Genomic DNA, 10,797 nt, shown 5'->3' with positions numbered 1-10,797 from the left:
CGCCCCCTCCGCGCCCCGCCCGGGCCGAGGGGGCGGAGGCGTTTCCGGCCCGCGCCACCGTCGACATGCCGGGCCCGCGCCACCGTTGACATGCCGCCGTGTCCGACAGGAAACTTTCCCAACAGTTGCCCGGAGCAAGGGAGAGACGCGCCCATGGCCGGACCCGCCCCCGGAACGCCCGGAGTGCTGCGCGCCATGAACGACCGCGCGGCGCTCGACCTGCTGCTGGCGCACGGCCCCCTCTCCCGCACGCGGCTCGGCAGCCTCACCGGCCTCTCCAAGCCCACCGCCTCCCAGCTGCTGGCGCGCCTCGAAGCCGCCGGGCTCGTCGTGGCCGCCGGTACCTCCACCGGCCGGCCCGGCCCGGACGCCCGCCTGTACGGGGTCAACCCGGCCGCCGCTCGCGTCGCCGGACTGGACGTCACCCCCGACCGCATCACCGCTGCCGTCGCCGACCTGACCGGCCGGGTCGTCGGCAGCAGCGAGGTCCCCTGCACCGGGCCCGGCGGTCCGGCCGGGCAGACCGCCCGGGCCCTGGACGGCGCGCTGGACGCAGCCGGGCTCGGCCGCGGCGACCTGCGCCGCGCGGTGATCGCCCTCCCCGGATCCTTCGACCGGCACACCGGCGTCCTGCGCCACGCAGGGCACCTGCCGGACGGCCGGCAGTCCGCCGCCCTGCCGGAGCGGCTGGCCGAGGCCCTGTCCGTGCCGGTCGGGTACGAGAACGACGTGAACCTCGCCGCGGTCGCCGAACAGCGGCTCGGCGCCGCCCGCGGCCACGACGACTTCGTCCTGCTGTGGAACGGCGCGGGCCTCGGCGCCGCGCTGGTGCTCGGCGGGCGGCTGCACCGCGGTCGGACCGGCGGGGCGGGCGAGGTCGGGTTCCTGCCCGTGCCCGGGCGCCCGCTGGTCCGGCAGGCGGCCCGGGTCGGCGCGGGCGGCTTCCAGGACCTCGCCGGCGCCGGCGCGGTGGTCGCGCTGGGCGCCGCACTGGGCCTCGTCCCGTCCCCGGCCGACGGGCCCGCCGGGGGCGCGGCGCAGGCCGCCGCGGCGGCCGCGCTGCTGCGGCGTGCCGCCGCCGAACCCGAGGGCGTGCACCTGCGGCTGCTGCGGCGGTACGCCACCGCGCTCGCGACCGGACTCGCCGCCCTGGTCGCCGTACTGGACCCGGAGCTCGTCGTCCTCTCCGGTGCCGTCACCGACGCCGGCGGCGCGGCCCTGCGCGACCTGGTCCAGGCCGAACTCGCCGACCTCGCCCCCTCCGCTCCGCGCCTGGTCCCGGGGAGCGTGCGCGAGCGGCCGGTGCTGCGCGGCGCCCTGGAATCCGCCCTGGCCACCGCGCGCGACGAGGTCTTCGACACCTCGCGCCGCTGACCCCGTACCCCTCCACCGGAGTGAAAGGCTGGCGACCGTGACCTTGAAACTGGCAGTGGTGGGCGGCGGGTCCACCTACACGCCCGAGCTGATCGACGGCTTCGCGCGGCTGCGCGAGACCCTCCCGATCGCCGAGCTGGCGCTGGTCGACCCCGCCGCCGACCGCCTGGAGCTCGTCGGCGGCCTGGCCCGCAGGATCTTCGCCCGGCAGGGCCACCCCGGCCGCATCACCACCACCGCCGACCTCGACGCGGGCGTCGACGGCGCCGACGCGGTCCTGCTGCAGCTGCGCGTCGGCGGCCAGGCGGCCCGCCTCCGCGACGAGACGTGGCCGCTGGAGTGCGGCTGCCTCGGCCAGGAGACCACCGGCGCGGGCGGCCTCGCCAAGGCGCTGCGCACGGTGCCGGTGGTCCTGGACATCGCCGAGCGGGTCCGCCGCACCAGCCCCGGCGCCTGGATCATCGACTTCACCAACCCGGTCGGGATCGTCACGCGCGCCCTGCTGGACGCCGGCCACCGGGCCGTCGGCCTGTGCAACGTCGCCATCGGGCTCCAGCGCAGGTTCGCCGCGGTGCTCGGCACGGAGCCGGCCGACCTGCACCTGGACCACGTCGGGCTCAACCACCTCACCTGGGAGCTCGGCGTCCGCAAGGGCGGCCCCGACGGCGAGGACCTGCTGCCCGGCCTGCTCGCCGATCACGCGGACCGCATCGCCGCGGAGCTGAGGCTGCCGCGGGAGGTCCTGGACCGGCTCGGCACCGTCCCCTCCTACTACCTGCGCTATTTCTACGCGCACGACGAAGTGGTCCGGGAACTCGGGGCGAAGCCCTCCCGGGCCGCCGAGGTGGCCGCCATGGAGCGGGAGCTGCTCGCCCTGTACGCCGACCCCGCCCTCGACGAGAAGCCGGCGCTGCTGGCCTCGCGGGGCGGGGCCTTCTACTCGGAGGCGGCGGTGGAGCTGGCGTCGGCGCTCCTGGGCACCGGGGCGGGCCCGGGGTCGGTGCAGGTCGTCAACGCCCGCAACCGCGGAACGCTGCCCTTCCTCCCCGACGACGCGGTCGTCGAGGTGCAGGCCCGGGTCGACGGGTCGGGGCCGGTGCCCCTCCCGGCGCCTCGGCTGGACCCGCTGTACGCGGGGCTGGTGGGACACGTGGCCGCGTACGAGGAGCTGGCGCTGGAGGCGGCGCTGCGCGGCGGGCGCGACCGGGTGTTCCGGGCCCTGCTCGCGCACCCGCTGATCGGCCAGTTCGACCGGGCGGCCGGGCTCGCGGACCGGCTGCTCGCGCACAACAAGGAGTACCTGCCGTGGGCGTGAGCCGGCCCGCCGGCGCCGGGGCCGCCCCGGCGGCGGCCGTCCTCGCGGTCGACGCGGGCAACAGCAAGACCGACGCCGCCCTGGTCGCCGCCGACGGAAGCGTCCTCGGCCGGGGCCGCTCCGGCGGCTTCCAGCCGCAGCTGGCGGGAACGGAGGCGGCGGTGGACGAGCTGGAGCGGGCCGTCGCCGGGGCCGCCGCCGAAGCCGGGCTCCGCGGCGGACCCCCGTACGCGGACCGCGTCGCGGCGTGCCTGGCGAACGCGGACTTCCCCGTGGAGGAGGAGCGGTTCGCGCGGGCGATCGCCGCCCGCGGCTGGGCCGCGGGCGACCGGGTGCTCGTACGGAACGACACCTTCGCGGTCCTGCGGGCGGGGCTGGCCGACACGGACGCCCCGGCCGGGGTCGCGGTGGTGTGCGGCGCCGGCATCAACTGCGCGGGCATGCTGCCCGACGGCCGCACGGCCCGCTTCCCCGCGATCGGCAGGATCTCCGGGGACTGGGGCGGCGGCGTGCACCTGGCGCAGGAGGCCATGTGGTGGGCGGCACGGGCCGAGGACGGCCGCGGCGAGCCGACCGGGCTGGCCCGGGCCCTGCCGCGGCGCTTCGCCCTGGACTCGGTGGCGGCCCTGGTCGAGGCGCTGCACCTGGGAGAGCTGCCGCGGCGGCGGCTCCACGAGCTCGTGCCCGTCCTGTTCGAGACCGCCGAGGCCGGTGATCCCGTTGCCGCGGCGCTCGTCGACCGGCAGGCCGACGAGGTCGTCGCGATGGCGGCAGTGGCGCTGGCCCGGCTGGACCTGCTGGGGGCGCGGGCGCCGGTGCTGCTGGGCGGCGGCGTGCTCACGGCCGGGCACCGGCGGCTCGACGCCCGGATCGCGGCCGGGCTGGCGGAGCGGGCGCCGCAGGCCTCCGTCCGCGTGGTCGAGGCGCCGCCGGTGCTCGGGGCGGCGCTGCTCGGGTTGGACGCGGCCGGTGCGCCGGTGGCCGCGAGGGCAGAGCTGCGTGCCCAATTCGGGTGAACCCGCCCGGGAGGGGCCGGCTTCTGGAACCGTGTCGGTGGCGCGGACGTATTCACGGTGACGGCGTGGCGGGGGCGGCGCCGCCCGGGCACCGGGAGGGGACCGTCCGGGATCGGACACCGGGTGCTGTGGCCGGCCGCCGCTCCGGCCATACTGCTGCGGAGCATGGAGGACCGAGGGGGAGGTCACGGTGGCCATCACATCACGCGCGCCCGCGCCGGCGGGCGGCGCCGGCGGCACGGCCGCGGGGCCGCCCGCCGGTCCTCCGGGGCCCGGCACCGCCTGGGCCGAGGGGGTCGAGCGGCTGCGCGCCGCCGCGACCACCGAGCCGGGCCGGCTGCGGGTCATCGGCGCGCTCGTCGCCGGGCTCGTCCTGCTGTTCGGGGCGGTGACGGTGTGGGAGGTCGCCGACCGGGTCGGCTCCGCCGAGGACGTGGTGGGCCGCAGCCAGCCGCTCAGTGCGGACGCGGCGAGCATCTACCACTCCCTCGCGGACGCCGACACGGCGTCGTCGAGCGGGTTCCTCGCCGGCGCGGACGAGCCGCGCGACGTGCGGCAGCGGTACGAGAAGGACATGGCGGGCGCCTCCCGGCTGCTCGTCAGCGCCGCGGCGAACGCGGGGGAGGACGCCGAGTCCCGCCGGCAGATAACCCTCCTGGGGGAGCAACTGCCCCGCTACACCGGCCTGATCGAGCAGGCCCGCGCCAACAACCGGCAGGGCCTGCCGCTGGGCGGCGCCTACCTGCGGTACGCCAACGAGCAGATGAGCACCCAGCTGCTGCCTGCCGCGCAGCGGCTGTACGAGGCGGAGACGGGCCGGCTGTACGAGGACTACGACAACGCCCGCTCGCTGCCGCTGGCCCCGCTCGGCGCCGGGGTCCTCGCCCTGGCCGCGCTGGCGTGGGCGCAGCACCGCAACTACCGGCGGACGAACCGGGTCTTCAACCGCGGCCTCGTCGCGGCGACGGCCGCCACCCTGGTGGCGCTGCTGTGGCTGGTCGGGGGGCACGCGGTGGCGCGTTCGTCGCTGGCCGAGGCGCGGGCGGAGGGGCAGGAGTCGCTCAAGGTGCTGACCGACGCGCGGATCGCCGCGCTCCGGGCCCGCGCCAACGAGAACCTGACGCTGATCGCCCGAGGCGCCGTCCTCGCCGCCGACAACAAGTCCGACAAGTACGACGTGGACTTCGCGGCCGACATGAAGGCGCTCGACGCGGGCCTGGAGAAGGCGCTGCGCCTCGCGGACGACGACGAGGGGCGAGAGCCGGTCGCGAGCGCCGCGGAAGGCGTCCGGCAGTGGAAGCAGCGGCACGCGGCGGCCCGGGAGACGGACCTGCGGGGCGACTACCAGGCCGCCCTGCCGCAGGTCATCGGGGGCAAGGACCACAAGGACAGCAGCGGGGCGTCGTTCGACACGGTCGACGCCTCCCTGGAGCGGGCCCTGGCGCACGAGCAGGCGGAGTTCACACGGGCCGCCCGGTCCGGGCTGGGCGCGTTCGGCGGGTTGGTGACGGGTTCGGCGGCCCTGGCGGTCGTCGGCGCCGCGGCGGTGCTCCTCGGCATCGGGCGCCGGCTTTCGGAGTACAGGTGACAGCGATGCGGACAGGCGTGAGGCGCGAGGACGAGGCCCCCCGCGGCGGCGGCCCGGAGAGCGGGCGGGCCCGGCCGCCGCGGATGCGCCGGCTCGCCCGGCGGCTGCGCGGCTGGGGCGGGGTCAGCGCGATGGCCGCGGCCTGCGCGGTGACCGCGGCCGTGCTGCTGCCGCTGGCCCAGGCGGCCCCGGAGGACGGCCCGCCGGCCGCGGTCCGCCCGCCCGGCTCCGTCGCGGCCGTCCCGCAGGCGCCGTGGACGCTGACCGACACCTGCCCGGACCCGGAGGCCAGCCTGCGCCCGTCCGCGGGCGACGGCCCGACGATCGAGCGGATCCGCAAGGCGGGCAAGCTCGTCGCCGGCGTGGACCAGAACAGCTTCGCGTGGGGGTACCGCAACCCGGTCGACGGCCGCCTCGACGGCTTCGACATAGCCCTGGTCCGGGCCATAGCCAAGGACATCCTGGGCGATGAGAACGCGGTCATCTACCGGGCCATCCCGACGAACCAGCGCATCCCCGCCCTCCAGGAGGGCCGGGTGGACGTCGTCGTGCGCACCATGACGATCAACTGCAAGCGGCTGGAGGACGTCGCCTTCTCGACGGCGTACTTCGAGGCCGGGCAGCAGGTGCTCGCGCCGAAGGGCTCCCCGATCACCGGGTACGACGCCTCGCTGAAGGACCGCCGCATCTGCACGGCGGCCGGCTCGACGGCGGAGACCGCCCTGAAGGCCCAGGCGTACGGGGCGCTCCCGGTCAGCGTCCCCAACCAGCTGGACTGCCTGGTCCGGCTCCAGCTCGGGGAGGTCGACGGCATCATCACCGACAACGCGCTCGCCGCCGGGCAGGCCGCGCAGGACCCCTCGGTGCGGCTCGTCGGGGCGCCGTTCACCAAGGAGTTCTACGGGGTGGCCGTGCACAAGGACGCCCCGGACCTGGTGCGCCGGGTCAACAAGGTGCTGGAGGACTACCGCGCCGGCGGTGGCGGCAGCCCGTGGATGCAGGCGTACGCCCGCCACCTGGGGCCCGTGCTGCCCGGCGTGGCCGGGCCGCCCGCCCCCAGGTACCGGGACTGACGGCGGTGGCAGGGGCAGGCCGCGCCGGCGGGGAAGAATCGGAGCCGGACACCGGGGATCCCCGGCGGGACGGCGCAGGAGCGGAGGCGGGGCCGGTGGAGGCACGGTCGTTGGAGGCGCAGTCGGCGTTGCTGGACCGGGACGGCGTCGACCGTGCGCTGGCCCGGCTCGGGGCGGAGCACGAGGCCGTCGAGACCTCCCTGCTCGCGCTCCAGGACCACGCCGGGCGGCGCCTGCTGGAGGGCGCGGACCTGGCGGGGGTGACCAGGGAGCGCTGGGCCGCCGCCGACGCCGCGATCACCCGGCTGTGGACGTACTTCGACGCCTACAGCGGGGCGCTGGCCGCGGCCCGCGCCATCCGGGAGCGACGGCGCTGGCTCAGCCGGGACGACCTGGTCGACCTCACGGAGCGGCTGCGCGGGCCCGGCGTGCACATCGCCGGCGCCGCCGCCGGGGGCGCGGGCCTGGCGGAGCGGTTCTCGCTGGCCGAGCTGGTGGCCCGGATGAACGAGCTGTACGCGGCCTCCCTCGACGTGGTGGTCGCCGCCGACGCGGTGTGGTCGGCGCTGCCCGCCCGGATCGACCTGCTGGCGGCGGAGCTGCGGCGCACCCGCTCGCTGGCCCACTCGGTGGGGGTCCGCCCCGGCGAGCACCCCGCGGGCGACGACCTGGAGGCGATCACCGCCGAGCTGGCGGACCTGCGCGAGCAGGTCGTCGCCGACCCGCTGGCGTTCTGGCAGCCGGCCGCGGGCAGCTCCGCGCCGGGCGGGGGCCGCCCCGACACCGGGCGCTACGACCGCGCCGCGCTCGCGCTGGAGGACGTACGCCGCGAGGTCGAGGCGGTGCTGGCCGTCCGGCAGGACGCCGAGCAGCGGCTGGTCGCCCTGCGGGACGTCCTCTCCCGGGCCGACCGGACCCTGGCGGAGGCCCGGGCCGCGCGCACCGAGGTGCTGGCGAAGATCGCGGCGTCCGAGGTGCCGGCGGTGAGCGGTCCGCCGACCGCGCTGCAGGAGCAGCTGGCGCTGGCCGCCGAGTACCGGCGCACCGCGCGCTGGCACCGGCTGTCGCCGCTGCTGGACGCGCTGGAGGAGCGGGCCGAGGAGGAACTCTGCCGGGCCCGCGAGTCGTTGACCGCGGTGACGGCTCCGCTGGCCGTGCGCGCCGAGCTGCGCGGCCGGCTGGACGCCTACCGGGCGAAGGTCGCCCGGCACGGCCTCGCGGAGGACGTGGTGCTGGTCGAGCGGTACGACACGGCTCGGCGGATGCTGTGGAGCGCGCCGTGCGACCTGCGGGCCGCCGAGCAGGCGGTGCTGCGCTACCAGCAGGCGGCCGCGGAGGCGCTGGCCCCGCAGCAGGACAGGCCCGTGGGGCCGGGAGGGGAGGGCGCATGAGCCGGATCGGGACCGCGTGCGCACGCCCCGGCTGCCCGGGGGCGTACGAGGACATGGGCGGCGGCGGGCTGTACTGCGGGACGTGCGGGCTGGCGCCCGCCTCGGCGAGACCCGGCGTTCCGGCGGCGGGGGCCGCGGGTCCGGGGCTGCCGAGACCGGGGCTGCCGGGACCGGGCGCCGCGTGGCCGGGGGGTGCCGCGACGGGAGGTGCCGCGGACCTCGTGTCGCATCCGACGGGCATGACGAGCCCGGCCCGGCACCCCGACCCGCGGGGCTCGCAGGGCTCCGGCCGGCCCGGTTCGTCCTCGGCGCGCTCCGCCGGCTCGGCGTCCGCGCGCTCCTCCCGCTCGTCGTCGTCGCGGCGCTCGGTGTCCGGCCGGCTGGCGGGCGTGGCGTCGAACCGGTCCGTGTCGGTGCGCAGTTCGGGCTCGTCGGCCGGATCGTCGGGCCGCAGCCGGCTGGGGGCCGGGCTGGTCAGCGTGCCCGAGGTGCCGCGCCCGGACCCGTCGGCGGCCGTCCTGGAGAACCCGGAGGTGCCGGAGCGCAAGCGGTTCTGCTCGCGCGCCGACTGCGGGGCCCCGGTGGGCCGCGCGCGCGGCGACCGCAGGGGCCGGACGGAGGGGTTCTGCACCAAGTGCGGGCACCCGTACTCCTTCGTGCCGAAGCTGCGCCCGGGCGACGTCGTCCACGGCCAGTACGAGGTCGCGGGCTGCCTGGCGCACGGCGGTCTGGGCTGGGTGTACCTGGCGGTGGACCGGGCCGTCTCCGACCGGTGGGTGGTCCTCAAGGGCCTGTTGGACACCGGCGACCAGGACGCGATGGCGGCGGCCATATCGGAGCGCCGGTTCCTCGCGGAGATCGAGCACTCCAACATCGTGCGGATCTACAACTTCGTGGAGCACCTGGACCAGCGGACCGGCTCGCTGGACGGGTACATCGTGATGGAGTACGTCGGCGGCAAGTCGCTGAAGGAGATCGCGAACGAGCGGCGCCGGCCGGACGGGCGGCGTGATCCGCTCCCGGTGGAGCAGGCCTGTGCGTACGGGATCGAGGCGCTGGAGGCGCTCGGGCACCTGCACAGCAGGAACCTGCTCTACTGCGACTTCAAGGTCGACAACGCGATCCAGCAGCAGGACCAGCTGAAGCTGATCGACATGGGCGCGGTGCGCCGGATGGACGACGCCGAGTCGGCGATATACGGCACGGTCGGCTACCAGGCGCCGGAGGTCGCGGAGGCGGGGCCGTCGGTCGCCTCCGACCTGTACACGGTGGCGCGGACGCTGGCGGTCCTGACGTTCGACTTCCAGGGCTACACGACCGTGTTCGCGGATTCGCTGCCGGATCCGGAGCACATCGAGGTGTTCCGGCGGTACGAGTCGTTCTACCGGCTGCTCGTGCGGGCGACGGATCCGGATCCGGGGCGGCGTTTCTCGTCCGCGCAGGAGATGGCGGACCAGCTGACGGGTGTGCTGCGGGAGGTCGTCGCCCTGCAGACGGGCCGCCCGCGGCCGCAGTTGTCGACGCTGTTCGGGCCGGAGCTGCGGGTCCCGGACACCCGCCTGTTCGCGGACGCCGCGGACACCGAGGTGTCCCGCCTGGGGGCGCGGCCGGAGCCGGGCCACGGCCCGGTCCTCGGCCGCCTGCTCGGCCTCGCCGGCCGGGGTACGCGGTCCGCCGCGGCGGAACGGGATCCCGGCGCGGCGGCGCCGCCCGCGCCGGCCGCGGCACGGCCGGGCGAGGCGGCTCCCGCCGCGGCCGTCCCGGCCGCGGCTCCCCTGGGGGTCGAGGCGACCCACCGGGCGAGTGCGGTCCCGGCGCCCCGCCGTGTCCCGTCGGCGGCGGCCGCGGCTGCGGCCGTCCCCCGCCCGCAGGCCTCGGCCGGCGATCCGGCCGGCGGGGCTGCGGCCGCTCGGCGGGCCGTCGCGGACGCCCGCGAGATGGCGCTGGCCCTGCCGCTGCCGCTGGTCGACCAGGGCGACCCCAACGCCGGGTTCCTCGCCGGACTGCTGGCCTCGGCCCCGGCCGACCTGCCGGCCGCGCTGGCCGCGGCGCCGGCGGACTCGGTCGAGCTGCGCCTGCGGGCGCTGCGGGCCGAGCTGGAGCTGGGCAGGACCGCCGCCGCGGGCGCCGCCCTGGCCGAGCTGGAGGCCGCTCATGCCGACGACTGGCGGGTGGTGTGGGCGCGCGGCGTCGTGTCCCTGGCAGGCGGGGAGGACGCGGTCGCCGCCCTGTCCTTCGACGCGGTGTACGACGCCTTCCCCGGCGAGCCCGCGCCGAAGCTCGCGCTGGGCCTGTGCGCGGAGATCCTGGGGCAGTTGGACAACGCGGCCGAGTACTACCGGCTCGTGTGGGCCACCGACCCGGGTTTCGTGAGCGCCGCGTTCGGACTGGCCCGCGTCCAACTGGCCGCCGGGGACCGCGAGGCGGCGGTGCGGACCCTGGAGTCCGTCCCGGAGTCCTCCATCCACTACACGGCCGCCCGGGTGGCGGCGGTACGGGCACGTCTGCGCGACCGCTCTCCCGAAGAGGCCCTGCTGCCCGATCTGGTGGCGGCTGCCGCGCAGGTGGAGGCCCTGGTGCGGCTCGGGTTGGACGCGGAGCGGCAGGAACGGCTGTCGGCGGAGGTTCTGGGCTCGGCCCTGGACTGGGTACTGTCGGGTAGCCGGGGGACGGACCCCGGCCGGACCACGCTGCTCGGCAGTCAACTGGACGAGCGGGGCCTGCGCTTCGGCTTGGAGCGCTCGTACCGCGTCCTCGCGCGGCTGGCGCAGCGCGGTGAGGACAGGATCGAACTGGTGGAGCGGGCCAACCGCTTCCGTCCCCGGACGTGGGTGTGAGTGATGTCGATGCATCGGCCGTCTGGCTGCCCCAGCTGCGCGGAGCCCCTGGAGGAGGGGGACCGTTTCTGCGGTTACTGCGGCTCCCCCGTCTGCGCGTTCCCGCCGCCCCTGCCGGCGGGAGCGCGCAGACGGGGGAGCCGCAGTAACCGCAGAAACGGTCCCCCTCCTCCAGGGGCTCCGCGCAGCTGGGGCAGCCAGAC

Annotated in this window: 8 protein-coding genes; all 8 read left to right on the top strand. The window is 77.2% G+C overall.

Annotation, left to right across the window (positions count from 1 at the left end; translation table 11 throughout):
- Positions 1-153: 153 nt before the first annotated feature.
- A complete protein-coding gene (locus EF903_RS20555; RefSeq protein WP_125545277.1) occupies positions 154-1,374 on the top strand; it encodes an ROK family transcriptional regulator in 1,221 nt (406 codons plus the stop codon).
- 43 nt (positions 1,375-1,417) lie between these two features.
- The gene (locus EF903_RS20550) at positions 1,418-2,689 is read left to right on the top strand and encodes a 6-phospho-beta-glucosidase (protein WP_125545285.1); all 1,272 of its coding nucleotides are present in this window, start codon (positions 1,418-1,420) and stop codon (positions 2,687-2,689) included.
- On the top strand, positions 2,680-3,705 hold the full coding sequence (locus EF903_RS20545) for an N-acetylglucosamine kinase (protein ID WP_125545274.1): 1,026 nt from the start codon (positions 2,680-2,682) through the stop codon (positions 3,703-3,705). The genes EF903_RS20550 and EF903_RS20545 overlap by 10 nt, the downstream gene beginning before the upstream one ends.
- A gap of 190 nt (positions 3,706-3,895) precedes the next feature.
- Positions 3,896-5,293 carry a hypothetical protein gene (locus EF903_RS20540; protein WP_399421304.1) on the top strand — a complete coding sequence of 466 codons (1,398 nt, stop codon included), beginning with the start codon at positions 3,896-3,898 and terminating at the stop codon, positions 5,291-5,293.
- An 83-nt stretch (positions 5,294-5,376) separates the two neighbouring features.
- Positions 5,377-6,366 (top strand): glutamate ABC transporter substrate-binding protein, encoded by a 990-nt coding sequence (locus tag EF903_RS20535; protein ID WP_125545281.1) that lies wholly within the window; start codon positions 5,377-5,379, stop codon positions 6,364-6,366.
- 131 nt (positions 6,367-6,497) lie between these two features.
- On the top strand, positions 6,498-7,757 hold the full coding sequence (locus EF903_RS20530; RefSeq protein ID WP_125545279.1) for a hypothetical protein: 1,260 nt from the start codon (positions 6,498-6,500) through the stop codon (positions 7,755-7,757).
- The gene (locus tag EF903_RS20525) at positions 7,754-10,594 is read left to right on the top strand and encodes a serine/threonine-protein kinase (RefSeq protein WP_125545272.1); all 2,841 of its coding nucleotides are present in this window, start codon (positions 7,754-7,756) and stop codon (positions 10,592-10,594) included. The genes EF903_RS20530 and EF903_RS20525 overlap by 4 nt, the downstream gene beginning before the upstream one ends.
- A 3-nt stretch (positions 10,595-10,597) precedes the next feature.
- A partial coding sequence (locus EF903_RS20520) for a zinc-ribbon domain-containing protein (protein ID WP_125545270.1) occupies positions 10,598-10,797 on the top strand: 200 nt, incomplete at its 3' end.

This window comes from Streptomyces sp. WAC05292 (genome assembly GCF_003949955.1).
Taxonomy (GTDB): domain Bacteria; phylum Actinomycetota; class Actinomycetes; order Streptomycetales; family Streptomycetaceae; genus Streptomyces; species Streptomyces globosus.
Note: the sequence above shows the minus strand (reverse complement) of the source record. Positions and strands in the feature narration are given on the sequence as shown.